General features: G+C 62.7%; 23 protein-coding genes. 14 read left to right on the forward strand and 9 right to left on the reverse strand.

Going from position 1 to position 24,454, the window contains the following annotated elements; translation table 11 throughout:
• Positions 1-86: 86 nt before the first annotated feature.
• The 6 genes from KFK14_RS23935 to KFK14_RS00880 form a co-directional block, all read right to left on the reverse strand.
• A complete protein-coding gene (locus KFK14_RS23935) occupies positions 87-527 on the reverse strand; it encodes an arsenate reductase family protein (protein ID WP_246524795.1) in 441 nt (146 codons plus the stop codon).
• A 10-nt stretch (positions 528-537) separates the two neighbouring features.
• Entirely contained in the window at positions 538-867 is a 330-nt protein-coding gene (locus KFK14_RS00860; RefSeq protein ID WP_212609538.1) for an ArsR/SmtB family transcription factor, read from the reverse strand.
• A gap of 441 nt (positions 868-1,308) precedes the next feature.
• Positions 1,309-3,039, reverse strand: a complete 1,731-nt coding sequence (locus KFK14_RS00865) for an SLC13 family permease (protein WP_212609539.1) — start codon at positions 3,037-3,039, stop codon at positions 1,309-1,311.
• Positions 3,039-4,604 (reverse strand): DUF389 domain-containing protein, encoded by a 1,566-nt coding sequence (locus KFK14_RS00870; protein WP_212609540.1) that lies wholly within the window; start codon positions 4,602-4,604, stop codon positions 3,039-3,041. Before KFK14_RS00870 ends, KFK14_RS00865 begins: the two co-directional genes overlap by 1 nt.
• A 67-nt stretch (positions 4,605-4,671) precedes the next feature.
• Positions 4,672-5,865: a Na+/H+ antiporter NhaA gene (gene nhaA, locus KFK14_RS00875; protein WP_212609541.1), complete on the reverse strand. Its 1,194-nt coding sequence runs from the start codon at positions 5,863-5,865 to the stop codon at positions 4,672-4,674.
• A 278-nt stretch (positions 5,866-6,143) separates the two neighbouring features.
• Complete coding sequence (locus KFK14_RS00880; protein WP_212610962.1) at positions 6,144-6,641, reverse strand: MarR family winged helix-turn-helix transcriptional regulator; 498 nt, start codon at positions 6,639-6,641, stop codon at positions 6,144-6,146.
• Positions 6,642-6,911: 270 nt separating this feature from the next.
• Between KFK14_RS00880 and ectA the strand changes: the two genes are divergently transcribed.
• From ectA to KFK14_RS00935, 11 genes are all read left to right on the forward strand, one after another.
• Positions 6,912-7,397 (forward strand): diaminobutyrate acetyltransferase, encoded by a 486-nt coding sequence (gene ectA / locus KFK14_RS00885; protein WP_212610963.1) that lies wholly within the window; start codon positions 6,912-6,914, stop codon positions 7,395-7,397.
• 15 nt (positions 7,398-7,412) lie between these two features.
• Positions 7,413-8,723 (forward strand): diaminobutyrate--2-oxoglutarate transaminase, encoded by a 1,311-nt coding sequence (gene ectB, locus KFK14_RS00890; protein WP_212609542.1) that lies wholly within the window; start codon positions 7,413-7,415, stop codon positions 8,721-8,723.
• 15 nt (positions 8,724-8,738) lie between these two features.
• A complete protein-coding gene (locus tag KFK14_RS00895; protein WP_007712251.1) occupies positions 8,739-9,152 on the forward strand; it encodes an ectoine synthase in 414 nt (137 codons plus the stop codon).
• Positions 9,153-9,226: 74 nt separating this feature from the next.
• The gene (gene thpD, locus KFK14_RS00900) at positions 9,227-10,147 is read left to right on the forward strand and encodes an ectoine hydroxylase (RefSeq protein ID WP_212609543.1); all 921 of its coding nucleotides are present in this window, start codon (positions 9,227-9,229) and stop codon (positions 10,145-10,147) included.
• Positions 10,144-11,586 carry an aspartate kinase gene (locus tag KFK14_RS00905; protein ID WP_212609544.1) on the forward strand — a complete coding sequence of 481 codons (1,443 nt, stop codon included), beginning with the start codon at positions 10,144-10,146 and terminating at the stop codon, positions 11,584-11,586. The genes thpD and KFK14_RS00905 overlap by 4 nt, the downstream gene beginning before the upstream one ends.
• Positions 11,587-11,606: 20 nt before the next feature.
• Positions 11,607-12,842 carry an MFS transporter gene (locus tag KFK14_RS00910; RefSeq protein ID WP_212609545.1) on the forward strand — a complete coding sequence of 412 codons (1,236 nt, stop codon included), beginning with the start codon at positions 11,607-11,609 and terminating at the stop codon, positions 12,840-12,842.
• Complete coding sequence (locus tag KFK14_RS00915; protein ID WP_212609546.1) at positions 12,839-14,173, forward strand: MFS transporter; 1,335 nt, start codon at positions 12,839-12,841, stop codon at positions 14,171-14,173. Before KFK14_RS00910 ends, KFK14_RS00915 begins: the two co-directional genes overlap by 4 nt.
• The gene (locus KFK14_RS00920; RefSeq protein ID WP_212609547.1) at positions 14,170-15,453 is read left to right on the forward strand and encodes a mechanosensitive ion channel family protein; all 1,284 of its coding nucleotides are present in this window, start codon (positions 14,170-14,172) and stop codon (positions 15,451-15,453) included. Before KFK14_RS00915 ends, KFK14_RS00920 begins: the two co-directional genes overlap by 4 nt.
• A 23-nt stretch (positions 15,454-15,476) precedes the next feature.
• Positions 15,477-16,688 (forward strand): APC family permease, encoded by a 1,212-nt coding sequence (locus KFK14_RS00925; RefSeq protein WP_212609548.1) that lies wholly within the window; start codon positions 15,477-15,479, stop codon positions 16,686-16,688.
• Positions 16,689-16,733: 45 nt separating this feature from the next.
• Positions 16,734-18,020, forward strand: coding sequence for a chloride channel protein (locus KFK14_RS00930; RefSeq protein ID WP_212610964.1), 1,287 nt, complete (start codon positions 16,734-16,736; stop codon positions 18,018-18,020).
• Positions 18,021-18,171: 151 nt separating this feature from the next.
• Complete coding sequence (locus KFK14_RS00935) at positions 18,172-19,077, forward strand: aminotransferase-like domain-containing protein (protein WP_212609549.1); 906 nt, start codon at positions 18,172-18,174, stop codon at positions 19,075-19,077.
• Between the two features lie 13 nt (positions 19,078-19,090).
• On the opposite strand, the gene KFK14_RS23940 is transcribed toward KFK14_RS00935, so the two are convergent.
• Both KFK14_RS23940 and KFK14_RS00945 read right to left on the reverse strand, forming a co-directional pair.
• Positions 19,091-19,564, reverse strand: a complete 474-nt coding sequence (locus tag KFK14_RS23940) for a Na+/H+ antiporter family protein (protein WP_246524799.1) — start codon at positions 19,562-19,564, stop codon at positions 19,091-19,093.
• Positions 19,565-19,783: 219 nt separating this feature from the next.
• Positions 19,784-20,860: a hypothetical protein gene (locus tag KFK14_RS00945; RefSeq protein ID WP_212609550.1), complete on the reverse strand. Its 1,077-nt coding sequence runs from the start codon at positions 20,858-20,860 to the stop codon at positions 19,784-19,786.
• Positions 20,861-21,047: 187 nt separating this feature from the next.
• On the opposite strand from KFK14_RS00945, the gene KFK14_RS00950 reads away from it, so the two are divergent.
• The 3 genes from KFK14_RS00950 to KFK14_RS00960 all read left to right on the forward strand — a co-directional run bounded on the left by KFK14_RS00950 (position 21,048) and on the right by KFK14_RS00960 (position 23,780).
• The gene (locus KFK14_RS00950) at positions 21,048-23,114 is read left to right on the forward strand and encodes a transglycosylase domain-containing protein (protein ID WP_212609551.1); all 2,067 of its coding nucleotides are present in this window, start codon (positions 21,048-21,050) and stop codon (positions 23,112-23,114) included.
• Positions 23,115-23,220: 106 nt separating this feature from the next.
• On the forward strand, positions 23,221-23,499 hold the full coding sequence (locus KFK14_RS00955; protein ID WP_212609552.1) for a CopG family ribbon-helix-helix protein: 279 nt from the start codon (positions 23,221-23,223) through the stop codon (positions 23,497-23,499).
• Positions 23,487-23,780, forward strand: a complete 294-nt coding sequence (locus tag KFK14_RS00960; protein ID WP_212609553.1) for a type II toxin-antitoxin system RelE/ParE family toxin — start codon at positions 23,487-23,489, stop codon at positions 23,778-23,780. The genes KFK14_RS00955 and KFK14_RS00960 overlap by 13 nt, the downstream gene beginning before the upstream one ends.
• A 60-nt stretch (positions 23,781-23,840) precedes the next feature.
• Here the strand turns inward: KFK14_RS00960 and KFK14_RS00965 are convergent, their stop codons facing one another.
• The gene (locus tag KFK14_RS00965; protein ID WP_212609554.1) at positions 23,841-24,329 is read right to left on the reverse strand and encodes a hypothetical protein; all 489 of its coding nucleotides are present in this window, start codon (positions 24,327-24,329) and stop codon (positions 23,841-23,843) included.
• Positions 24,330-24,454 lie beyond the last annotated feature (125 nt).

Here is a 24,454-nt window from a genome sequence, read left to right on the forward strand (position 1 = left end):
TAGCGAGTGCTGCGGTGGTCGCTGCAAGCGACACGCTCTTAACGTCGTAGAAGAAGTTTCATGTGCGCAGCTGTTGGGCCTTTGTCCTAAATTGCTTTCCCGACCAAGCTGCCAATGCCAGCGGTCAAACCCATGGCCAACGCCCCCCAGAACACCACGCGACCGACAGGTTTGAGCGGGTTTGCCCCACCAGCGACAGCTCCCACCCATCCCAGGAGCGCCAGGAACAGGAGCGATCCTAGCGCTTCGCCTGCTACGGTGGGATGCTCCATCATCGCGTCGACCAAGGCCTCATCCGTCAAAGTCTCGTCGCCGAGGCCCGGTTCGGCATAAGGCGTCCCCTTCTCGCGCAGCAGAGCGCGTGGCGTGATGCCGGCCCGCGCGATCAGTTCCATCAGCAGCGCGCGACTTGGCGGCGTCTTCAGGTATTCGACGACATGAGGCTCGATGCCCGCATTGCGGATCATGGCCAGGGCATTACGAGAGGTCCCGCAAAGCGGGTTATGGTAGATCACGATATCGGTCATCGTCGCCTCTTCAGCAGCAGGTAAGTTCGGCCAGAAGCGGCTCGCACAGTTCGGCGCGCGCCTGGCAGCAATCCTTGGCCAGATAGACCATCAGTCCGCGCAGCGCGTCGAGGTTGGCGCGCTGGATTTGTTGGCGGCCACGCTTCTCGGAAAGCACCAGCCCGGCCTTCGCCATCACGGCTAGGTGCGTGGAGAACGTGCTCTGGGTCAGTCCTGACGCTTCGACCAGTTCGCCGGTCGACAAACCATCCGGCTCATGTCGGATCAGCAGCCGAAACGCATCGAGCCGCGTGGGATGGCCAAGAGCGGAGAGAATGGAAAGGGCGGCATTGGTGTCCATGTATCGGGATTATTCGATGCGACTTGCTTCGTCAATAAAAGATCGCTTATTCCCGATGCATGGTGCGTGGAACCAATGGCCGCTTAGATACGCCTGCGACCTAAAGCTAACTGTCCGGAATCGGCCAGAGTTGCTTACTCCCGGGGCGATTATTGCGGAAGCGCGAACGTCCGCTTCAACCGAAACCTGCCACTCCCCACATTATTGCGAACGGCAGGTTTGTCCCACGACGCAACGTTCGGCTTCAGGCAGCACGCGACCAAAATGCGTCGTTCGACGGTTCGGCTTTGGACGGCAGCTTCCTCCAGAACCGGCCATTTACCCAGCGAAAAACGGCATGGCAGCAACGCGCCTGACTTGGTCACCCGGCTGTTCAGGGGCTTCTCTCATGACCTGCTGTTCACTATATTTTCAGGCCGAGGCGATCGCTGCTGTGATCTCTCAGGCGGAGAAGGCTAAGACTGCCGCCGATATCACTACGACGACAATGACGAGCGGTGCTCCCATTCGCGCATAGTCAGTGAATCTGTAGCCGCCCGGTCCCATGACCAGCAGATTGTTCTGATGGCCAATCGGGGTGAGGAAATCCGAGGACGCGCCGATCAGAACAGCAAGCAAGGCGGCATCCGGATTAACCCCCAGCAGGTGGGCGACGGCGATAGCCATTGGACCCATGATAATGGCCGTCGCAACGTTATTGAGGAAGATCGAGAGCAGTAGCGTGACGGAACAGAGTGCTACGAAAACGAGGAACACTGGCTGGCCGGCCAGAACTCCGCCCAACCAGTGAGCGGCGAGAGCTGCGGCTCCGCTTTCTTCGAAACTCTGACCGACCGGGATCATCGTGCCGAGCAATACGAGGACCGACCAGTCGATCGAGCGGTAGACATCCTCGGTTGGGATGAGCCGTGTGCCAGCCAGCATGGCTGCTGCGCCAACGAAGGCGAGTGCCGGGGACAGGCGAAATGCTACGATACAGACAATGGCGGCAGCGAAAATCCCGACGATGGCAGCTGCTTTGATGCGATTGACCGGCATCGGATCAAGCCTGTCGATCTCGAGCAGACGAGCGCCAGCAATAAAGTGGGCGATATCATCCTTTCGCCCCCGGACGTATAGCTGGTCTCCGGCTCTGATTCGCATGCGGACGAGCGGCTTACGTTCACGCGCCACCCGTGGCCCCACTGCGACCACCTCCAATTGCTCCTGGCTGCGGGTTCGCACCTCGTCATAGCCCGCGCCGATAAGGGGAGAACCATGCGCAACAGCAACACGCGCGGTTACGGCATCATCAGCCTCATTGCGCCGCGTGACTGCATCCAGCCCAGTGGCTTGGGCAACGTCCCATGGGTTGGCTCGTGACAGGATCAGCAGACGATCACCGGCGTGCTGGATCGCGCCGGTCGCGAGTCGATCAGCCGAGCGGAACGCGGCCAGCATTCGCGCGCCAGCGATGCGCAGCAAAGCGCTCGCCGGCATGGTTCCATCATGTGGGATGGCCAGTTCGAATACCCGCCAGGGATCGCGGGGCTGCCGGCCGGTCCGCGTACGAATGGGTAGCAGGCGCCAGCCAATGAGGGCGAGGTAGAGCAGGCCTGCGCCGGTAACGGCGACGCCTACCGTCGTCATTGAGAAGAAACCGAAAGGCTCGCCCAGTTCCTGCTCACGCACGGAAGACAGGATGAGGTTGGCGGGCGTACCGATCAAAGTCGTCATGCCACCGAGAATTGTGGCGAAGGCAAGCGGCATCAGTGTTGCGGCCGGTGGCAGACGAGAGTCGCGTGCTATCTCGCTTGCAATCGGCATGGTGATGACCAGCGCGGCGATGTTGTTCATGAATGCGGACAGCAGCGCAGCGATGACCAGAAGGCCGGCGAGCCTTGCAGCAAAGCCAGCCTTGGCCGGGATGGCAAATTTGGCGATGGCCGACGCGGCCCCAGACAGTTCCACTGCACGGCCAACCACCAGCACGCCGGCAACGGCCAATACAGCCGGGTCGGAAAAGCCAGCGAACGCTTCGCCCGGCCGTATCAGGCCGGTGACGACGCTCGCGAACAATGCGATCAGCGCGACCAGATCATGCCGCACGCGCTCCGATGCGAAAAGGACTAGCGTCGCCAGCAGGATGCAGGTGCTGAGCGTTGCCGGACTGACGAGCGACAAGGCTGCCATCAGGGTGTGGCTTCGCTTTGGGCGGGAGCGAGGCGGAAGGTCTGGCCCGCCGCATTGCCGGGCATGGCCATGATACCCTGTTCCCGCAGCAACTGGGCTATGGTGAGCGCACGTCGCTGGCTGAGGTTCGGGCGCTCGACCTGCCCGGTCGGTAGGCCCGGCACAATCAGCGCCTGGATGTTCCAGCGCCGCGCCGCCCACGCAGAGGTGAGTACCGCCTCGCGCGCAACGGCATCGAGCGTATCGACATCATTTCCGAAACCGACCAGCGGGAATGGCCCTTGCGGCGGGATGATCGCCACATCCCATCCTTCCGCTTGCCCCGCCACGCGATTTTCCAGGATGCGATAAGATTGCAGGGTAGCACCGGGAAGCGGTGAGACAACGGCGCTGGCGCGGCGATGATCGCGATCGATCGTCACCTGCTCGGCCGAAACGCCTGCTGCGAGCGCGATCGTCTGTGAGAGGGAAGCGACACGGCTGCTTTCAAGTGCGGCGGCTTCTCCCGCTTGCCGGATTTCCTCGCGTTGGGCGTCGATGGCACCCGCGCCTGCTTCCAGCAGTACCTGATCCAGGCGCAGTCGGACCGAGCGTCCGATGCGCTGTTCCATTTCCATCTGCAAGGCGTCGTTCCGCTGCGCCTGGCTGCGCGGTGTGATGACGACCGACCGGACGACGATGGGCATCGCATCGAAGTCGATGTCGAGCTGGGTGACACGGGCAGATGATCCGAAGCGGTCGGAGAGGAAGGAGCGGACCTGATTGGTCGTGACCGCCTCTCCCGCGATCTGCTTGAGCGAAATACCGAGTGGGATCGCCATGGCGACGAAGACGAAGAGCAGGAGGAATGTTTGTGTCCAGCTCTGCTGGCTGGAGAGGTGATGGCCAAAGCCATAATAGCGCGCCATGAGCGTCGCGGAGAGGGCGATGGTCACGAAGTTGGTGAGGAACAGCGCAAAGGCGCCGCCCAGCACGGCCATATTCCAGGTGGCGAGCCCGAAGCCTACGACGGCAAGCGGCGGCATGAGGGCGGTGGCGATGGCAACGCCGACGATCGTGTCACCCCGCCCGCGGATGATCGCAAAGGTGCCTGCCAGTGACGCGAACAGCGCCACTGCGAGATCGAAGAGGTTAGGCCGCGTCCGTGCGATGATCTCTGAGGTGGGGGCCTGAAGCGGCGAGATCGTCACGATCAGCGCTGTGAACAGCACAGCTGCCACCGCCCCGATAGCGAGGGCGACGATTGAGCGGCGCATTTCGGCAAAGTCGAACAGCGCGAGACTGAAGCCTAGACCAAGAATAGGACTCATCAACGGCGAAATGAGCATGGCGCCGATGACGACAGCTGGAGACGAAAGGAGGAGACCAAGAACGGCGATCCCCGCCGACATCATGACCATGAAGGCATAGCGGGGCGACCAGCCGCTGTCGGTAACGATCCGCTCCATCACGGCCTCATGCTCGACCCGACCTACGACCGCGCGGCGCCACCAGCGGTAGAGTGCCATATGTTCGAGACGGTCGCTGGCCCGTTGCGTGAAGCCGTCTGCCTGTTCTGACATCATTTACCCCTCCGCCCTTTGGCAAACCCGTCGGGAACAGGTGATAGGTCCCGAGGTTCCGTGACGGTCCTCATGCCGGTTCGGATACACTGCCTTTTGTGTCCCCTTTGGCGATGCGCAGAAGCAAATAGCCAAGCAACCCGGAGAGCAGCGACCCGGCCAATATGCCGATCTTCGCTTCGGACTGGAGCAGAGGATCTCCGGAGAAAGCAAGCAACGTAATGAACAGGCTCATCGTGAAGCCAATACCGCACAGGAGTGCTGTTCCCAGCATCTGTAGACGCCCTGCATGAGCAGGCATATCCGCCAAACCCAGTTTGATGGCGATCATGGATGTGCCGAACACGCCGACGACCTTGCCGAGAAGCAGGCCAAGGCCGACGCCGATGGTGACAGGGGCAGTAAAGGCCTCGGCCTGAAGGCCCAGAACCGGAACGCCCGCATTGGCGAGGCCGAATATCGGTACGATAAGGAAGCCGACAGGCATATGCAGCAGATGTTCAAGGCGATGGAGCGGGCTATCCTCCTCCGCATCCGGCTTCCCCGGCGTTCCTTGCAAGGGGATGGTGAAGGCGAGTATCACACCTGCGAGTGTCGCGTGGATGCCGGACCGCAGCACCAGAACCCAGAGTAGCGCGCCGACTAGCAGATAGGGCAGCAGACGCCGCACTCCAAAGCGGTTCATCGCGAACAGAAGCGCCGACACCGCCGCCGCGCCGCCCAGATCGATGAGGAACAGCTGTGCCGTGTAGAAGAAGGCGATGATGACCACCGCGCCCAGATCGTCGATGATGGCAAGCGCGGTCAGGAACACCCGAAGCGATATGGGAACGCGGTTGCCCAGCAGCGCAATCACGCCGAGCGCGAAGGCGATGTCGGTCGCGGCCGGTATAGCCCAGCCGCGCGCGGTCGCCCCGTTGTTGAAGGCCAGATAGATCAGCGCGGGGATAGCCATGCCGCCTGCCGCGGCGATGCCCGGCAGGACACGCCGCGGCCAGGTGGACAATTGCCCGTCCATCACTTCCCGCTTGATCTCCAGACCGACCAGCAGAAAGAAGATCGCCATGAGGCCATCATTGATCCAATGATGCAATGACAGCGGGCCTATATAGCCATGAAGCAAATGCTCGTAATCCGGGCCGAGCGAGGAGTTAGCGATGAGCATGGCGAGTGCCGCCGCAGCCATCAGCACCAGACCAGACGAGGCCTGGCCGTGGAGAAACTGACGCAGGGCGCTAAGCGGCTTCACGCGCAAAAGGACCATCTTATTTGGGACTCCGGGCAAGTGTTTGGCCCGCTGGCGGCCCGACCAACAGCATAAACCTGCCTGCGCAACTGCGGACACCCAGCCTTCCTATGGGCAAATGCTCAGTGGATGGCAAGGAGGCCTGTCTTCGACTTTCTGGCATGTTCCGGAAAAAAGGCCCGCCCGGCAAGCTAGACGGGCCTTAAGGAAAGAACCCCTGTGATTCGAAAGGGCCCTCGGGTCGCAATGCGTGACTACGCTCCCCACCACGATTTGGATAGGCTGTTCATCGCAAATTAATGGGATGGATTTGGTTCTGGACGATCGATCCGGCCAGTATCGAGCAGCGGGGCGGCGTCAATAGTTTCGGCATTCATCAGCACTGCCAGCTTTTCCGCGGCGGCCAGTATCATGGCTTGTTCCCAGGCCGCCAACGTGTCGAAACGCTCGATAAAGCGCATTTGCAACGGGTCTGGCGCGCCGGCCAGTGCGGTGATGCCCTCAGGCAGCAAAGTCAGATAGATTTGCCGCTTGTCGCGTTCGCCGCGTTGGCGCTGAACAAAGCCGAGCGCGCCCAGGCGGTCGACGATCGCCGTGATTGTTGCCTGACTGAATTGCAGAGTCTGCGCGACGGCCGAGGGGGTGACGGATCCGCGCGTGTCGATTTCCCGCAGCACCAGCAATTGCGAGGGGGTCAGGCCTGTTGTGGCCGCCAGTTGGCGGCTGCCGATTTCGGTCGCGCGCAGAACCCGGCGCAACGCGCGCAGGGTCAGCAGGGAGATTTCAGAATCCATGGCAGGGCGCATAACGCAGAGCTCGAACAAGCGCCATGCTGCCTCTTCACTCTCTGCCAAATGCTTCATTATATGAAATATAATTTTGGCTTTAGGGTTGAAGGTTGCGCATGAAGTCTGCATATAACCGCTCGTCTCGCTGGAGAATCTGTTTCTCCGAGTAAAATATAATTCGGGAGCTGAACAATCTCATATTCCCAAGCTACAGCGGCTGCTTCGCCGCCACGGGCTTCTGCGCGTCCTGAAGAGGGCGAGGGGCAGGAAATCCAACTGCGTAGGCCCATCGATAGGGATGGGCCATCCATCAGCCGGTTGATCGCGGCCTGTCCGCCGCTTGATCCCAATTCGGCCTATTGCAACCTACTGCAATGCACAGACTTTGCCGACAGCTGCATCGTCGCCGAGTGGAACGGTGAAGTGGTCGGCTGGGTATCGGGCTATCGCCCGCCGGCCGCGCCCGACATTTTCTTCGTCTGGCAGGTCGCTGTGTCATCCGCAGCGCGCGGTCAGCGCCTTGCTGGTCGCATGATCGAGGCGCTACTGGCCCGGCCCGCACATTCCGGCGTCACCCATCTGACGACCACCATCACCGACGATAATCGCGCCTCCTGGGCTCTGTTCCGGGGACTGGCGCGGCGATGGGGCGCGTCGGTCGAAAAGACTGCCCGCTTTGAGCAACAGGCCCATTTTGACGGTGCTCATGCCACCGAATGGCAGGCGCGCATCGGCCCGCTGACGACCCCGGCACATTGTTGAAAGAGATTAGAGAATATGACCGTTACGACCCAGCCCAAACCCACCAGCGCCATGCCCGACACGGCCATTTATGAACGCCGCGAATCCGCCGTGCGCAGCTATGCCCGCGCCATGCCGCGGCAGTTCAACCGTGCGGAAGGCGTGTGGATGCACGACAATCAGGGCGGCCGCTATCTCGACTTCCTGTCGGGCTGTTCGACCCTCAACTACGGCCACAACCATCCAGTGCTTAAGGACGCGCTGGTCGACTATATCGCCAGTGACGGCATCACTCATGGCCTGGACCTCCACACCGACGCCAAGGGGGATTTCCTCGCAGCGCTGGAGGATGTGATCCTCACGCCGCGCGGCCTGGACTATCGCGCCATGTTCACCGGCCCGACCGGCACCAATGCGGTGGAGGCTGCGATCAAGCTGGCGCGCAAGATCACTGGGCGTGAACTAGTGATCGCTTTCACCAACGGATTCCATGGCATGACGCTGGGCGCGCTGGCCTGCACCGGCAACGCCGCCAAGCGCGGCGGTGCGGGTGTGCCGCTGAGCCATGTCGCGCATGAACCCTATGATGGCTATCATGGCGACGGCGTCGATACGGCGGATCTGCTGGAACGCCGCCTGTCCGATCCGTCGAGCGGTCTTGATGCGCCGGCCGCCATATTGGTGGAAACCGTGCAGGGGGAGGGCGGCCTCAACGCTGCCTCGCCGCAGTGGCTACGTCGCATCGCCGAAATCGCGAGGCGCCATGGCGCGTTGATGATCGTGGACGATATTCAGGCGGGTTGCGGGCGCACCGGCAATTTCTTCAGCTTCGAAGGCATGGGCTTCACTCCCGACATCGTCACCATGGCTAAGTCGCTGTCGGGCATGGGCCTGCCCTTTGCACTGACCCTGTTCCGCCCGGAACTCGACCAATGGGCGCCCGGCGAGCATAATGGCACCTTCCGCGGCAACAACCATGCCTTCGTCACGGCCACTGCCGCGTTGCGCCACTTCTGGAGCGACGGGACATTCCAGCAGGACGTCGCCCGTCGCGGCGCGCTACTGGAGCGGCGGCTGGATGCGATGGCGGCCGAACATGGCCTGTCCACCCGCGGTCGCGGCATGATGCGCGGCATCGACGTGGGATCGGGCGAGGTCGCGCAAAGCATCACCGCCGCTTGCTTCGCGCAGGGGCTGATCATCGAAACCAGCGGCGCGCATGACGAGATCGTCAAGGTTCTGGCGCCACTCGTGATTGAGGACGACCTGCTGTCGGCAGGTCTCGACATTCTCGAAGACAGCGTCCGATCCGCCGTGAGCGTGACCTATGGCGTCGCCGCAGAATAAGAGGAGACACGAGATATGATCGTTCGCAAGCTTCAAGATATCCGCAAGTCCGACCGCAATGTGAAGTCGAAGGGGTGGGAAAGCGCGCGCCTTCTGCTGAAGGACGACAATATGGGCTTTTCCTTCCACGTTACCACCATGTACGCGGGCGAGGAATTGCACATGCACTACCAGAACCATCTGGAGGCGGTGCTGGTGCTCAAGGGCACGGGCACGATCGAGGATCTGGGCACCGGCATCACCCATCAGCTGGCGCCCGGCGTCATGTATGCGCTCAACGCCCATGACCAGCATATCGTGCGGCCGGAAACCGACATATTGTGCGCCTGCACCTTCAACCCGCCGGTCACCGGCAAGGAAGTGCATGACGAGAATGGCGCCTATCCAGCCGACACAAGCGCCGCGCGCGAGCCTGCGCTGGCCGACTGAAGAACGACGGCGGCTTCGGCCTGACCGAAGCCGCCTCGCCTGAACTATCTGTCTATTATCAAAGGGGGAGTCCCATGAAAGACCTCTACCCGTCCCGCCACGCCACCGTGGCGGAATTTCTGCCGCGCCACGATTCCGTCGTCCATGGCGACTGGAACGCGGACGCGCCCATCACCCAGGAACAGGCCGAACGCTTCGACCGCGACGGCTATCTGGTGCTGGAAGACGTCTTTTCCGACGCGGAAGTGACTTATCTCCAGCGCGAAGCTGGAGCGCTGCTCGGCGATCCCGATGCGCTGGAGGAGGAAACGGTCATTACCGAGCCGGGCGGCAGGGAAGTCCGCTCCATCTTCCGTATCCATGCGCAGAGCCACGTGATCGAGCGGCTGGCCGCCGACGCACGGCTGGCTGGCGTCGCCCGCTTCCTGCTGAATGACGATGTCTACATGCATCAGTCGCGGCTCAACTATAAGCCCGGTTTCCAGGGCAAGGAATTCTACTGGCACAGCGATTTTGAGACTTGGCATGTGGAGGATGGCATGCCGCGCATGCGCGCGCTGTCCATGTCAGTGCTGCTCGCGGAAAATACGCCACACAACGGCCCATTGATGCTGATCCCCGGATCGCACCGCCAGTTCCTGACCTGCGTCGGCGAGACGCCGGAAGACCATTATCGCCAGTCGCTGAAACGCCAGGAATATGGCGTTCCCGATGAAAACAGTCTCGCCGAACTGGCGCATCATAATGGTATCATCGCGCCGACCGGCAAGCCGGGATCTGTAGTGATTTTCGACTGCAACATCATGCACGGGTCGAACGGCAACATCACGCCTTTCCCGCGCGCCAATGCCTTCCTGGTCTATAATGCCGTGTCGAACCGGCTGGAGGCGCCCTTTGGCGTCGATCGGCCGCGCCCCGCCTTCATCGCCGCGCGCGGCGAGCCGCAGGTCATCACGCCCATCACCGGGCCGTTGATGGAGGAGGCGCTTACATGAGCAGGGCTCATAGCGTCGAGAAGATCGGCGGAACCTCCATGGCCGCGACTGCCACATTGTTCGACAATGTGCTGATCGCCGGCCGCAACGGCGCGGACCTCTATCATCGCATTTTCGTAGTATCGGCCTATGCCGGCATGACCGACCTGCTGCTGGAGCACAAGAAAAGCGGCGAGCCAGGTGTCTTTGCCCGTTTCGTGGCGGACGAGGATGCGGACGGCTGGCGCGAAGCGATGGAGACGGTGCGCCGCGCCATGTACGAACGCAATGCGACGATGTTTGTCCGCGCCGACCGGCTGGCGGAGGCCAATGCCTTTGTCGACATGCGGATCGATGCGGTCGCCGCCTGTCTCGACGATCTCGCGCGGCTGCGCAGCCATGGCCGCTTCTGCGTCAAGGAACAGCTGGTGACGGTGCGGGAACTGCTAGCGGGCCTCGGCGAAGCGCATAGCGCCCATTCGACCGCGCTGCTGCTGCGGGACCGGGGTGTTAATGCGCAGTTTGTCGACCTGACCCTGTGGGACCAGCAGGACATGCGCGAACTGGACGACCGCATCATGGAAGCATTCGTGCCGATCGATCTTGCCACCACGCTGCCGATCGTCACCGGCTATGCGGGGTGCAGCGAGGGCATGGTGCGCCTCTATGCGCGTGGCTATTCGGAAATGACCTTCTCGCGCATTGCCGTGCTGACGAAAGCGCGCGAGGCGATCATCCACAAAGAGTTCCACCTGTCGAGTGCGGACCCGCGCCTTGTGGGCACGGACAAGGCGCGCAAGATTGGTCGCACCAATTATGATGTGGCGGATCAGCTTGCCAATTTGGGCATGGAGGCGATCCATCCCGGTGCCGGCAGGGGGCTGCGCCAGACCGACATTCCGCTACGCGTGCGCAACACCTTCGACCGGGAAGATGGCGGGACGCTGATCTGTGGCGCCTATGTGTCCGACACGCCGCGCGTCGAGATTGTCACCGGCGTACGCCATGCTCAAGCGCTCCAGTTCTTCGAGCAGGATATGGTCGGCGTCAAAGGCTATGACGCGTCGATATTGGAGGTGTTGGCTCGCCATGGTGCCTGGATCGTCAGCAAGGCATCAAACGCCAACACCATCACCCATTATCTTTCCGCGGACGCGACTACAGTGAAGCGGGTGATCGCCGACCTTCAGGCCCTCTATCCCGATGCCGCCATATCGGCCCAGCCAGTATCGATCGTGTCGGTCATCGGCAGCGATATATCCCGGCCGGGGCTGGTGCACGACGCCCTGCGGGCGTTGGCGGATGCCCATGTGCCGATCGTCGCGATGCAACACCAAATACGCAATGTCGACGTGCAATTCATTGTCGATGTCGATCATTATGAAGCCACTGTGGGCGCACTGCACCGTGCTCTGGTAGAGGACGGAGAGCAGCCATCGGAGGATCGGCGCGCGGCCTGATCCGCGCTCTGTCATCATCCATGCTCGCCGCGATTCACCCCGTCCGCAGCCTTCTGCTTGCCATTTTCATGCTGATGGCGGGCAGCGGCTTCCTGTCCACGCTGATCGGCCTGCGGCTGGAACGGGCAGGAGCGGGCACAATGGCGATCGGCGTTGTCGCCACCGCCTATTTCGGTGGACTTGTAGTCGGCGCGCTTCGGGCCGGAGCGATCGTGCGGCAGGTCGGCCATATCCGCGCTTTTGCCGCTTTCGTATCGCTGCTGTCGGCCAGCACGCTGGCCTATGCGCTGGTCCAATATCCGCTCTTCTGGGCCTGTCTGCGCCTGATCGACGGCATCTGCGTCGCGGGCGTGTTCATCTGCCTGGAAAGCTGGCTCAACGACCGGGCGGAGGCGGAAACGCGCGGCAGCGTGCTCGCCGCCTATATGGTCGCCCTCTATTCGGGGCAGGCGGTCGGGCAATTGCTGCTGGGCGCGAGCGGCGCCTTGCCGGCGGTGCCATTCCAGATCGCCTCCATCCTCATTTCCCTTGCCATCATTCCACTCTGCCTGACCCGCAGCAGCGCGCCCGCGCCGGTCGATGCCCAGGCCTTCACCATCCGCGCCCTTTATGCCGCCTCACCGCTCGGCACGGTCGGCTCGGTCGCGACCGGGCTGATGCTCGGCGCCTTCTATGGCATGGCGGCGGTGCATGTGCGCCGGCTGGGGCTGGATCTTGGCGCGACCGCCAGTTTCATGATGATCGTCATCCTGGGCGGCGTCGCGCTGCAATGGCCGCTGGGGCGCCTTTCGGACCGGCTCGACCGGCGCCGGGTGATCGTCGGCTGCTTCGCCGCGACGCTGGCTGTCTGCACGGTGCTGGCGATGCTGGTGTCGGGCGGCCCGCTGCTGCTAGCACTCGGCGCCCTGTTCGGCGGCCTCAGCTTCGCCCTCTATCCGCTCTGCGTCGCGCACTGCAACGACCGGCTGCTCGCGACCGAGCGGGTCGCGGCGAGCGGCCGGCTGGTGCTGCTCTATTCGGTTGGGGCGGCGATCGGCCCGCTCGGCGCTGCCCTGCTGATGAGCCTGGCGCCGACTAGCGGCCTCTTCCTCTTCATTGCCCTGTGTGCCGGCGCGACGCTGGCCTTCGGTCTTTGGCGCCAGGCGGCGACCCCGCCCGTGCCGGTACCCGACCAGCAGGACTTCCAGATCGTGCCGCGGACCACGCCGGTGGCCTCGCTGCTCGATCCCAATACCGTAGACGGACTGACAGAATGACCGCTTCCGCCGTTCCTGCCACCCCTGCTGCCCCGGTACAGGCCGACAAGGCCACGCTGCGCCGGGCTATCGCCGCGTCGGCGCTGGGAAATGCCACCGAATGGTTCGACTATGGCATCTATGCCTATGGCGTGACCTATATTTCCGCTGCGCTCTTTCCGGGCCAGGTGGACGATGCCGTTCTGTTCGCGCTGGCGACCTTTGCCATCTCCTTTCTCGTCCGGCCGCTCGGCGGCCTGTTCTGGGGGCCGCTGGGTGATCGACTGGGGCGCAAGTCGGTGCTGGCGCTGACCATCTTGCTTATGTCTGGTGCGACGCTGGCCGTCGGCCTCATACCTTCCTATGCCCAGATTGGATGGGCGGCGCCCGCGCTGCTCATCCTGCTGCGCATGGTGCAGGGCTTTTCCACTGGCGGCGAATATGGCGGGGCGGCGACTTTCATGGCCGAATATGCGCCCGATGACCGGCGCGGCTTCTACGGCAGCTTCCTGGAGTTCGGCACGCTCGCCGGCTTTTCCTTTGGTGCGGCGCTAATGCTGGGCTTTTCGCTGCTGCTGGGGGACACCGTGATGCATGCCTGGGGCTGGCGCATTCCCTTTCTGGTGGCCGCGCCCATGGGCCTCATTGGCATGTATCTGCGATCGAGGATGGAGGACACGCCGGTCTTTCGCGAGCAGGCGGCCGAAGGCAGCGGATCGCTGTCCCTTTCTCGACTGCTCCGCGATCATAAGCGGCCGATGCTGGTCGTGGCCGGGCTGGTGGTGGCGCTCAACGTCGTCAACTACACGCTGCTCAGCTACATGCCGACCTATTTGCAGCGCCGCATCGGCCTCTCCCCGGATGAGGCGCTGGTGGTGCCGATCATCGGCATGCTCTTTATGATGCTCTTCCTGCCGATTGCCGGCCGAATGTCCGATCGCGTGGGCCGGCGTCCGTTGTGGCGGCTGTCGTTGATCGGCCTGCTGATCGCAGTGGTGCCACTCTACATGCTGATGGCGACGGGCCTTGCTGGCGCAATCATCGGCTTTGTCCTGCTTGGCCTGCTCTATGTGCCGCAACTGGCGACGATCTCGGCGACCTTTCCTGCCCTTTTTCCTACGACCGCGCGCTTCGCCGGCTTCGCCATTGCCTATAATCTGTCGACGTCGCTGTTCGGCGGCACCGCGCCGGCGATCGGCAGCGCGCTGATCGGTACGACCGGCAATGAACTCATGCCTGCCTACTACATGATGGCGGCTTGCATCATCGGCCTGATTGCGCTGCGGTTCATGCCGGAAACGGCCGGCCGATCGCTCCACGACGATCCGTTTGCAGAGCAGCGCGCCGCATGATCAGCCAGCTCTATATCGCATCAGACAGCCTCCAGATCCTGACCAGCGGCTATGTCGAACATGCCTGGTTCCAGGCCGTGACCGGATTGCTGCTGCTTGGCGCATTCGCCTGGGCGGCTAACTGGGTAGCCAAACGCATCGTCCTGACTCTGTTGCTGCGGCTGATCGATCATCTGCCGTTCCAGGTCGAGGCCGCGCATATCGGTGCCGTCGTCGCGCGCCTGTCCAACATCTTGCCGGCGCTCATCATCCAGTCGGGCGTGGCCGCCGTTCCGCATCTGCCGGCACGGCTCGCCGCCTTCATCGCCAGCCTGAGCGCCGCCTTCATCATCCTGACGCTGGCCATCGCCTTGAGCGGCCTGCTGACTCTTGGCAACGACCTGTATCAGCGCCGCCCCGATGCCGCGAACCGGCCGATCAAGGGCTATGTGCAGGTGGCCAAATTGCTGGTGTATGGCGCGGCGAGCATCCTGATTATCGCGGCGCTGATGGACCAGTCGCCCTTGCTGTTGCTGTCGGGGCTGGGGGCGATGGCCGCCGTGCTGATGCTGGTATTCAAGGACACGATCCTGTCGTTGGTTGCATCCGTCCAGATCGGCTCCAACGACATGATCCGGGTGGGCGATTGGATCGAGATGCCGCAGCTCAACGCCAATGGCGATGTGGTCGATATAGCCCTGCACACGGTAAAGATTCAGAATTTCGACAAGACGATCACAACCATCCCGACGCATCGTTTGATCAGCGAAAGTTTTCGCAATTGGCGCGGCATGCAAGAGTCGGGTGGCCGCCGCATCATGCGCGCCTTGATGATCGATCAGGGAAGCGTCGCCTTTCTCGACGAAGCAGGGCTTGCGGAGGTTTCGCGCTTCAGCCTGCTTCGAGACTATCTCCAAGACAAGCAGGAGGATCTGTCACGCTGGAACCTGGATCTCGCCAACGATAATGCGCTGGACAGCCGTCGGCTGACCAATGTCGGGACATTTCGCGCCTATGTTCTCGCCTATCTGTCCGCGCATCCGAATGTCCGCGACGATCAGACCTTACTGGTGCGGCAATTGGCACCCAGCGAATATGGGCTGCCGCTCGAAATCTACGCCTTTGCCGGCACAACCGTCTGGGCCGAATATGAAGGCATACAGGCCGACATATTCGACCACCTGATTGCCATCCTCCCCGAGTTCGGTCTGCGCCTGTATCAACGGCCAGCTGGCAATGATTTGACCTTTTCAAGGCGTCGCGAGGAGCGATCGATCGAAAGATCATCGACGGTTGGCTAACACCAGCTTACTTGAGAAATATCATGCTGATCTCCATCGCGGCGCTTGCTACCGCCATCCTTGCTACCCTGTGGCTCACGTTCGGTCGCTTCGTGCGATCCGAAAGCTGGCGGGCGACCGTGACGCCGCTCGCCTCGATCATCGGTAGCGGCTTCCTCATCTGCGGCCCGATCCTTGCTCGAGAATTTGGCCGGGCTGCGATCCTTGCGGAAGCCGCATTGCTCCTGATAGCCTATGCTGCCGGCACGGTGATCCGCTTCAACATCATCCATGTCGAGAATTACCTCGCCAAGGCGTCACTTAACGACCCGGTGGCCTGGCTGGCGCGTGTTACGCAGGGCGTGCTGGCGCTCGCCTACGCCATATCGGTCGCATACTATCTGAAGCTCCTTGCCGAGTTCTTGCTCAAGCCGCTCGGCACCGACCCGGCTTGGCATGCACTAGCCTCTAATGGGATCGTGACGGTCATCATCCTGGCGATCATCGCGCTGGCGTTTGGCAATGGAATCAAGCGCGTCGAGCATCTCGCGCACGGGACGGTATCTCTCAAGATCGGAATCATTGCCGGGCTTCTCGTCGGCCTCGCCTGCTGGTGGCTGACTAGCCACAGTGCTGACCCGCTCCCCCCTGCGCGGGTGAGCTGGGGCAGTATCCCGCTGCTGCTCGGCCTTGTCATCACCGTGCAGGGCTTCGAAACATCGCGCTATCTCGGGCACGCCTATAGCCAGGAATTGCGCATCCGCACGATGCGTCACGCGCAGTGGATAGCCTCGGCCATCTACCTCGCTTTCCTCGCGCTGCTGACACCGTTTCTCGGCCGCGCCGCCGACGCCGAGGGCGTGGCCGGCATCCTCGACATCATGACCATCGTTGCACCTGCTCTTGGCATTTTCGTGCTGGTCGGCGCGCTGTCGAGCCAGTTGAGTGCGGCAGTTGCGGACTCCATCGGCTCCGGCGGGCTCATGAGCGAGGTCTCACGGCGCAGGCTGAGCGTCAGCGCAGCCTTTGCGCTTGCTGGGGTGCTCGCGATATTGGTCGTTTGGTTGACCGATCCGTTCGAGGTCGTTGCCATATCCTCGCGCGCCTTTGCATTGTTCTACGCATTGCAATGCGCGCTAGCCTTCGTCGTTGCTCGGCGGACCGGGGTCGGCAGGTGGCCGCAATTCGCCGGCTTTGTCATCGTTGGGCTGATCTGTCTGGTCGCGACGCTGGTCGGCGCGCCGGCTGAGGGCTAATAGGTGCGCACGCGTTCGCTCACGCCCCGCCGTATCCGTGCCCTGATGCGTCGTCATGGCCCGGAGGCGCTGGTCTGGCGGCGGCGCGTCGCCATTCTTGCCGGCGCGATCCTGACCGGGCTCGTGGCCTTGCTCTTCGCGCATCTTTCCGATCTTGCTGGCGAGACATTTCTCCACATCGTCGCACGATGGTGGTGGGCGCCTCTGGTCGCCAGCCCGCTAGGGTTCGCTGGTATCGTGTGGCTGACGCGGCAGCTAGCACCGGCTGCCGCCGGCTCGGGCATACCACAGGTCATGGCGGCATCGCGCGATCCTGATCACGGCCTCGACCGACTTATCTCGGCGCGCACCGTGATCGTCAAGTTCGTGCTGACCATCGCGGCTGTGCTGTTCGGCGCCTCGGTCGGGCGCGAGGGGCCGACCGTCCAGTTGTCGGCGGCAATCATGGGCTATGCACACCGGATGCTCGCCATCCCGCTGCGCGCTTCGGTCTATATTGCCGGCGGGGCGGCCGGTGTCGCCGCGGCATTCAACACACCACTGGCCGGGATCGCCTTCGCGATAGAGGAACTCGATGCCGCCTATGAACAGCGCATGTCGCTGCTGGTGATGGCGGCCGTGCTGATCGCCGGCATGGTGAGCCTCGGGCTCGCCGGTGACTATGTCTATTTCGGAGTCATGCGTCAGACATTGCGCGTGCGGGAAGCGATGATCGCAGCGCCTGTGGCAGGTTTTCTGGGTGGTCTAGCCGGCGGGATTTTTTCGCGATTGATGCTCACTGCAGGTGCAACGGTGTGGGCGCCGATGGCGCGGCTGCGCAAGAAGCCCGTGCTGCTTACCGGAGCGTGCGGGTTTGTTGTGGCCATCACCGGGGTCGCAACGGGGCTCACCTGGGGGACGGGCTATCAGACCGCTAACGCGGTAATCGCCGGTGCCGACGTTCCCCTATGGTTTGGCGGCGCCAAGCTGGTCGCGACGCTCGCCACTGCCATCTCGGGGCTCCCGGGCGGTATTTTTGCGCCGTCGCTGTCGGTGGGCGCCGGCATTGGCGACATGCTGCGTTCGGTATTTCCGGGCTATCCGCCGGGCGCGGTCGTGCTGCTCGGCATGATCGCCTATTTCACAGGTGTCGTCCGCGCGCCGCTCACTGCGGTTATCATTATCTCGGAGACCACGGCGAGCCGCGGGCTATTGCTGCCGCTCTTTGCCACCGCGCTGATCGCCGATTTCGCAGCCCAGCTGGTTTGCAAGGAGCGGCTCTACCATGGACTATCGCGGCGGTTCGAAACGAGGCCTTCTCCAGCCGAGGACATGCCGGCGGGACGCCGCTAGCGACCAACATACGCCGTTCGTCGATCAGGCATCGAACGGCAGCTTCCACCACAACCTTCCATTCGCTCAGCGGAAAGCCGTCCAGCAGTTAGGCGCCCCTTTCTAGTCATGCACCGTACGAACCGCCGCTACGCGAGAGGATCAGGGCCTGTTGGCCGAACGCGACGTCGGCTGTACGCCAGATCAGGTCGTGATGACACACGGCGCCAACCATGCGCTCGACCTGGTGATCCGCAGTTATATCCGTCCGGGCGACGCCGTGCTCGTCGACGAGCCGGGTTACTATCCGTTATTCTCCAAGCTGCGCTTGGTAGGAGCGCAAATCATCGGCGTACCGCGCGAGCATGAGGGGCCCGACCCCGAAGCCTTCGCGCACTTGGCGCAAGTTAGCGGTGCGCGATTGTTCTTCACCCAGACTCTGGCGCACAATCTCACCGGCGGATCGACCAGCCTCGCGCGTTGCCATGCCCTGCTGCGCGCCGCCGAGGAGCAGGATATGCTCATCGTAGAGGACGACCCCTTTGCCGACATCGTTCCGGCCATGGCCCCTCGCCTCGCCGCGCTCGACCAGTTATCGCAGGTGATCTATGTCGGCTCCTTTTCCAAGACCCTCGCGGGTAGCTTCCGCTCAGGCTACCTCGCTGCAAGTCTGGCGCGCGCCGATGCCCTGTCCCAGTTGCTCGTCGTGACGATGGTTTCGACGTCCTCGCACAACGAACGCCTGATCCACGCACTGATGGAGCAGGGAGACTATATGAAGCACCTAGAGCGCCTCTCTCGCCGGGTGAAGGAAGCCTGCAGCCGCACTATCAAGGGACTGGAGGCACAAGGCCTGAAGGTCGATCGACCCCAGACACTCGCTACGTATATTTGGCTAATGCAGACTATCGCGCTATCCGACCATGATGTGGTCGCCGATGCTGCCCGGCACGGAATATTTATTGCCCCTGGATCGGCATTCTTTGTCGATGGTCGACCTGATCAAGCCATGCGGGTGAATATCGCTCACGGCGCAGACGCAAAGTTTCTTTCCTGGCTAGCTACGAAAATATCGTAGTTCATGATCCTTGTTAACGGGCTTTTCCGGTGAGGAAATCGCCTTCGCCTACATAGTAGCCGGCCAGCGCAATGCTGATGGCATGTATTCGGACCGGGTCGACCTGATACTGCGCCTGCGCCGCTTCGAGAAAGCGGCCGAGTTCGGCGATCGTATCCGTCAAGGTCAGGCCGCTGCCGGGAATTGTCGTGCTGCAAATCTGATTACCGGCGAGATCGATAAGCAACATTTCGGCGACGTCGATCATGACCGACAATCCAAGCGCGATGAACCACGCCCCGTCCATCAGCGGCGGCAGCAGGAAAATGACCAGCACCAGCTCCGGATCGAGCGCGATCACCGGCAGGCCGGGGATGAAGGCAAGGAGCGCGCCGCCGGTCAGCAACGCGACGGCGGGCGGCAGAGCAAGGCGATGCGCCACATAATGAAGCCCGATGATCGCCAGCAACATCGCGATCATCAGTTCGAAAAGCTGCATCGGCTCCATTGCGGCTGGCCCCTTTGGTTATCGGAAAAGAGTAGCGGCTCGTCCTGCGCGTGGATAGCGGCTTGCAGAGCGCGGGCGGTGAAAAGACACCCCCATTAAATCAGCATCATTTCCTACCGTTCACCCTGAGCTTGTCGAAGGGTTGTCTTTCCTTTCGACGCTGCAAAGAAGGACAGGACTTCGACAGGCTCAGTCCGAACGGTAGTGAAAAGATGCCGGTTACTGGCAGCGATCCGTATAGACGGCGGCTTCCTGCGGCGTCATCGGCGGCAGCTTGCCGTCCAGTTGCAGGCTCATCCCCTCCCATGGTTGCTGCTGCCCGCGCGCGGGCGCGAACCAGAGGAGGGCGGGCTGCTTGCCCGGACCGGACAGGCGATACCATTTCGGCGCTGGCATGGTCCTGAGCCTGGCGCAGCGCACGGGGACAACCGCATGCCCCTTTTCCCGCAGCGCGGACAGCAATGCCGCCTCGCCCACCGGCGGGCCATCGTTGCGGAAATAGAGGTTCATCACCATCGTCCGCGCGCCGCCCGCCAGCACCTTGATCTGCTGCCCCTTCACCGTGGCGATCCCGGCGCGGCGGAAAAATTCGCCATTGGACATCGGCTTGTCGAGCATCTGCGGCGGCAGCGCCGCCCAGGTGACGAAGGGCGCGGTTTCAAGCTGACGCCAGTCGTAGAAGCTGTTCGCGGGCAGGGTGGCGGGACGCAGCAAGGCGCCCAGCGCGCCCGCCAGCCCCTGCGCGGGCGATGCCGGAGCGGCGGTCAGCGGCGGGGTCACGGGTTTTCCGGCCGCAGGGGGCGTTTTGGCGGCAGGGGCGGGGGCAGCGGGCGCGGCGGCGGCTCCCGCTCCACCAGCTCCAGCCCTGCAGATTTTGAGCGACCGGGTCTGGACTACCTGACTCATCGCCGCGCCGATCGGCGTTTTCAGCGTATTGTCATGCTCGACCAGCACCGACCCCTTTTTCTCCTCCGCATTGAACATCAGGATGACGGGCATATTGTCGCCGCCCCATTTGTCCTTGCCATATTTGACATAGACCCAGCGCTGAATGCCCTCATATCGCGCGCCGCCCGCGCAACTATAGCAGACGCTGACCGGCAGGGGGCCGGACTTGCCGGCGGCGGTGTCGAGGAAAACGCCGCCCTTGCTCACGGTGACGCGGGGCTGTTTGGCGCAATCGCCCGCCGGCGCGTAGTTGCCGTAGATTTCCGGGGGTATCTCCCCCTCGTCCGCCCAGGCCGGAACCGCGGCGATCGCGCATATCAGGGCGGACAGAAAAAGCGGAAGGCGCATCTGCGGGGGGTTCCTTCGATCAAGGGTTCCCGGCGAATGTCCCCGTTCGTTGTTACAATGTCACGAATATTCTGGCTCGCGGACAGTCCAGCGCCGATTCCCGCACCCGATTGACGTCATTCAGCCACCGTAAAGCCCTGTTCCGCTTGTAGGAGCGGGCGATAGCGCGTATCGGGCGGCAACCAACATGGCAAAAGCGGGCAGGAAGACATCGGCGCCGGACGACGGCTGGCCCGCGCGGGCAAAGCGCTGGCTGGTCACGGGCCTGAAGATCGGCGGACTGGCGTTCGTCGGCGGACTGCTTGCGCTGGTGGTGGCGGTGGTCATCGCCATGCAGTCGCTGCCCAATTATGAAGCGCTGAAATCCTCCCCCAACGGCCAGATGATCCGCGTCCATGCCGCCGACGGGTCGGTGATCGTGGCGCTGGGGCCGAGCTTCGGCCGGTGGATGGCGTTCGACCAGATCCCGTCCGTCATGGTCGACGCAATGGTGTCGACGGAGGACAAGCGTTTCTACCTGCACCCCGGCGTCGACCCGATCGGCCTGACCCGCGCATCCTATCTGGCGCTGGTCAATCGCGGCACCGGCCGCCGCATGCAGGGCGCATCCACCATCACCCAGCAGGTGACGCGCAACATCTTCCTCAACAACAGCTACACGTTCGGCCGGAAAATCCGCGAGATGATCCTGGCGCTGGCGCTGGAGCGCAAGTTCAGCAAGCAGCAGATATTGGAGCTGTATCTGAACAAGGTCTATTTCGGCGGCGGGGCGTACGGCATCGACGCGGCGAGCCGGAAATTCTTCGGCCATGCGGCGAATACGCTCAACCTGCCCGAAGCGGCGATCATCGCGGGACTTGTGAAGGCGCCGTCCAGCTACTCCCCCACCGCCGACGCAGACGCCGCCGTCGGGCGCGCGGGCGTGGTGCTGGAGCTGATGCGCGAGAATGGCGCGATCACCGGCGACGAGCTGGCCACGGCGAATGTGAAGGCCGTGAAGCTGGCCCCGGAGCCGCCGCAGAACAGCGTGCGTTACTTCACCGACTGGGTGCTGCCGCAGCTTGAGACGCTGGTCGACGAGCCGCTGGAGCCGCTGGAGGTCTACACCACCATTGACCTGCCGATGCAGCGCGCCGCCACCGCCGCGATCAAACAGAATGCGCCGGGCAGCACGCAGGGTGCCCTTGTCTCGCTGGACCGCGACGGGGCAGTGCGGGCGATGGTCGGCGGCCTCGATTATGTGACGTCCAATTATAACCGCGCGACGCAGGCGACGCGCCAGCCGGGATCGGCGTTCAAGCTGTTCGTCTATATGGCGGCGCTGGAGGCGGGCTATACGCCCGAAACCGCCGTGGTCGACGAGCCGGTCGACATCAACGGATGGCAGCCGCGCAACAGCTCCCGCCGCTATTCCGGCAAGATCGATATCCGCACGGCCTTCGCCTATTCGATCAACACGATCGCGGCGAAACTGGGCGTGGAGGTCGGCTTTGCGACCGTCGCCGACATGGCCCGGCGGTTCGGGATTTCGACGCCGATCAGCACCCATCCCTCGATGGTGCTCGGCACGTCCGACGTGCGCCTGATCGACATGACCCGCGCCTTCGCCTCCGTCGCGCGCAAGGGCGTGGCGGTCAGCCCCTATGGCATCACCAAGGTGACGACCGCCGACGGCAGGCTGCTGTATGAGCATAAGGACGACACCAGCCGCGTGCTGGTCGCCCCGTGGGTCGCGGCGGGCATCACCGACCTGCTCCAGACCGCCGTCAACACCGGCACCGGCAAGGCCGCGCAGATCGGCCGCCCGGTCGCGGGCAAGACCGGCACGACCAGTAGCAACAAGGATGGCTGGTTCCTGGGCTTTTCCAGCGGCATCACCACGGGCGTCTGGATGGGCCGCGACGACGCCCGCGCCGTGGGCGGCATGCAGGGCGGCCGCGCGCCCGCCGCCGCCTTCGCCCAATATATGAAGGCCGCCGTCGCCAAGCGCCCGGTCGAGGAGTTCGAGACCGAAGTCACCCTGCCCGAATATGAGCTGGAGCCGGACGACGAGACCTATTTCAACCAGCCCGACAACGGCCAGTTCGTCGACGAGAACGGCATGCCGATCGAACGCAGCCAGAGCGACGACAGCGCGGACCCCAGCGACACCGGGACGACGCCCTATGAGGTGCCGGCGCGGATCGACCAGCGGTGGATCGACAATGTGCTTGGGCGGGAGAAGAAGCCGGCGAAGGACAAGGGGCAGAATTAGGGACGGGTTGCGAGTGGAAGCCAACTTCGAGCGGTGGGGATGGACGGCAGAACGGCGATAGGATAGTTTAGCGCACGGTAATACCTTTCGCTACGGAGGGCGCATTATGACCGCCGCAACATCCATTAAGCTCGATGATGCCCTTAAGGGACGCATCCAGAACCTGGCTGAAGCGCGTCGGCGCAGTTCTCATTGGATCATGCGCGAAGCCATCGCGCAATATGTCGAACGCGAGGAAAAGCGCGAGGCGTTGCGGCAGGACGCCATGCGGGCATGGGACGAATATCAGCAGACAGGCTTGCATCTGACGCTTGAGGAAGCCGACGCCTGGTTGGCGAAGCTCGAAGCGGGCGAGGATGCGGAGCCGCCCAAGTGCCACGGCTGATCTGGACGCCGAATGCGCTGGCCGACGTTCAGCGGCTCTACCGCTGGCTCCTGCCCAAGGATGCCGAAGCCGCGACCCGCGCGGTTGCGACGATCCGGGCCGGGGTCAGGATTCTGGCGGCGTCACCGCGCATCGGCCGCCCGGTGGAAGATATGGACCCCGATTATCGGGAAAAGCTAATCGACTTCGGCAATAGCGGCTATGTCGCCCTTTATCGCCTCGACGGCGATACGGTGGCGATCCTGGCCGTTCGCCACCAAAAAGAAGCGGGCTATCCTTAAGCATCGGCTGTCTGGAGGTAAGAATTTCTGACTTTTTGGGCATCAAATGGCCGCGTGAATTTACGGCTTCTGAGTTTGACGGCTGGAAAGTTGTCCAGCGACCAAATCAATTTCCATCTGTACGCCGTTAGCGAGGGAGTCCGCGAACCCCATGCTCTTTATATGAGCTCTAATGCCATAGGTGGGATCACCCGAAGCGGGAAGCATTTTGGTCAACACATATTGAGTGAGACCGTTAGGCACCGCTGGGGGGACAGATTTGACCAGCACCCAACCATTTCTCGTCATTTCATTGAGAACGTCCTGATCGGTTTCCGAACCACGGAAGCCGGTCGCAACGACATCGCAAGTGAATGTCTTGGCGCGAATAACAGACCATGTTTCTCCATTCGGAGCCGAGAAACGAAGAAAAAGGCTGGGTGCATCCACAGCAGACAGTGCACCAGTTTTCGCATAGCGCTTGATCAAGTCAGGGAGATTAGACAGCCCTTTTGTGGTCCCGACATCAAAAGCCCCAAAATAAACCTGCGCATTGGGTGGAAATACCATTCTCCCGCCTTGGGTGGCGCGTTCACACATTCCGATCGATTGAGCGATCGCCGCTGAACCCTGTGGTGACGCCAAAACGGGGCTGGAACCAGAGGTAGTGGCGCTGATTGCTATCGCTATATACG

Source organism: Sphingobium phenoxybenzoativorans, from assembly GCF_018286635.1.
Lineage (GTDB): Bacteria > Pseudomonadota > Alphaproteobacteria > Sphingomonadales > Sphingomonadaceae > Sphingobium > Sphingobium phenoxybenzoativorans.

Excerpts from the sequence above, each read along its gene's own strand:
- KFK14_RS23935 (WP_246524795.1), bottom strand. The coding sequence starts at position 527 with ATGACCGATATCGTGATCTACCATAACCCGCTTTGCGGGACCTCTCGT.
- KFK14_RS00860 (WP_212609538.1), bottom strand. The coding sequence starts at position 867 with ATGGACACCAATGCCGCCCTTTCCATTCTCTCCGCTCTTGGCCATCCC.
- KFK14_RS00865 (WP_212609539.1), bottom strand. The coding sequence starts at position 3,039 with ATGGCAGCCTTGTCGCTCGTCAGTCCGGCAACGCTCAGCACCTGCATC.
- KFK14_RS00870 (WP_212609540.1), bottom strand. The coding sequence starts at position 4,604 with ATGATGTCAGAACAGGCAGACGGCTTCACGCAACGGGCCAGCGACCGT.
- nhaA (WP_212609541.1), bottom strand. The coding sequence starts at position 5,865 with ATGGTCCTTTTGCGCGTGAAGCCGCTTAGCGCCCTGCGTCAGTTTCTC.
- KFK14_RS00880 (WP_212610962.1), bottom strand. The coding sequence starts at position 6,641 with ATGGATTCTGAAATCTCCCTGCTGACCCTGCGCGCGTTGCGCCGGGTT.
- ectB (WP_212609542.1), top strand. The coding sequence starts at position 7,413 with ATGACCGTTACGACCCAGCCCAAACCCACCAGCGCCATGCCCGACACG.
- KFK14_RS00895 (WP_007712251.1), top strand. The coding sequence starts at position 8,739 with ATGATCGTTCGCAAGCTTCAAGATATCCGCAAGTCCGACCGCAATGTG.
- thpD (WP_212609543.1), top strand. The coding sequence starts at position 9,227 with ATGAAAGACCTCTACCCGTCCCGCCACGCCACCGTGGCGGAATTTCTG.
- KFK14_RS00905 (WP_212609544.1), top strand. The coding sequence starts at position 10,144 with ATGAGCAGGGCTCATAGCGTCGAGAAGATCGGCGGAACCTCCATGGCC.
- KFK14_RS00910 (WP_212609545.1), top strand. The coding sequence starts at position 11,607 with ATGCTCGCCGCGATTCACCCCGTCCGCAGCCTTCTGCTTGCCATTTTC.
- KFK14_RS00915 (WP_212609546.1), top strand. The coding sequence starts at position 12,839 with ATGACCGCTTCCGCCGTTCCTGCCACCCCTGCTGCCCCGGTACAGGCC.
- KFK14_RS00920 (WP_212609547.1), top strand. The coding sequence starts at position 14,170 with ATGATCAGCCAGCTCTATATCGCATCAGACAGCCTCCAGATCCTGACC.
- KFK14_RS00925 (WP_212609548.1), top strand. The coding sequence starts at position 15,477 with ATGCTGATCTCCATCGCGGCGCTTGCTACCGCCATCCTTGCTACCCTG.
- KFK14_RS00930 (WP_212610964.1), top strand. The coding sequence starts at position 16,734 with ATGCGTCGTCATGGCCCGGAGGCGCTGGTCTGGCGGCGGCGCGTCGCC.
- KFK14_RS23940 (WP_246524799.1), bottom strand. The coding sequence starts at position 19,564 with ATGGAGCCGATGCAGCTTTTCGAACTGATGATCGCGATGTTGCTGGCG.
- KFK14_RS00945 (WP_212609550.1), bottom strand. The coding sequence starts at position 20,860 with ATGCGCCTTCCGCTTTTTCTGTCCGCCCTGATATGCGCGATCGCCGCG.
- KFK14_RS00950 (WP_212609551.1), top strand. The coding sequence starts at position 21,048 with ATGGCAAAAGCGGGCAGGAAGACATCGGCGCCGGACGACGGCTGGCCC.
- KFK14_RS00955 (WP_212609552.1), top strand. The coding sequence starts at position 23,221 with ATGACCGCCGCAACATCCATTAAGCTCGATGATGCCCTTAAGGGACGC.
- KFK14_RS00965 (WP_212609554.1), bottom strand. The coding sequence starts at position 24,329 with ATGGTATTTCCACCCAATGCGCAGGTTTATTTTGGGGCTTTTGATGTC.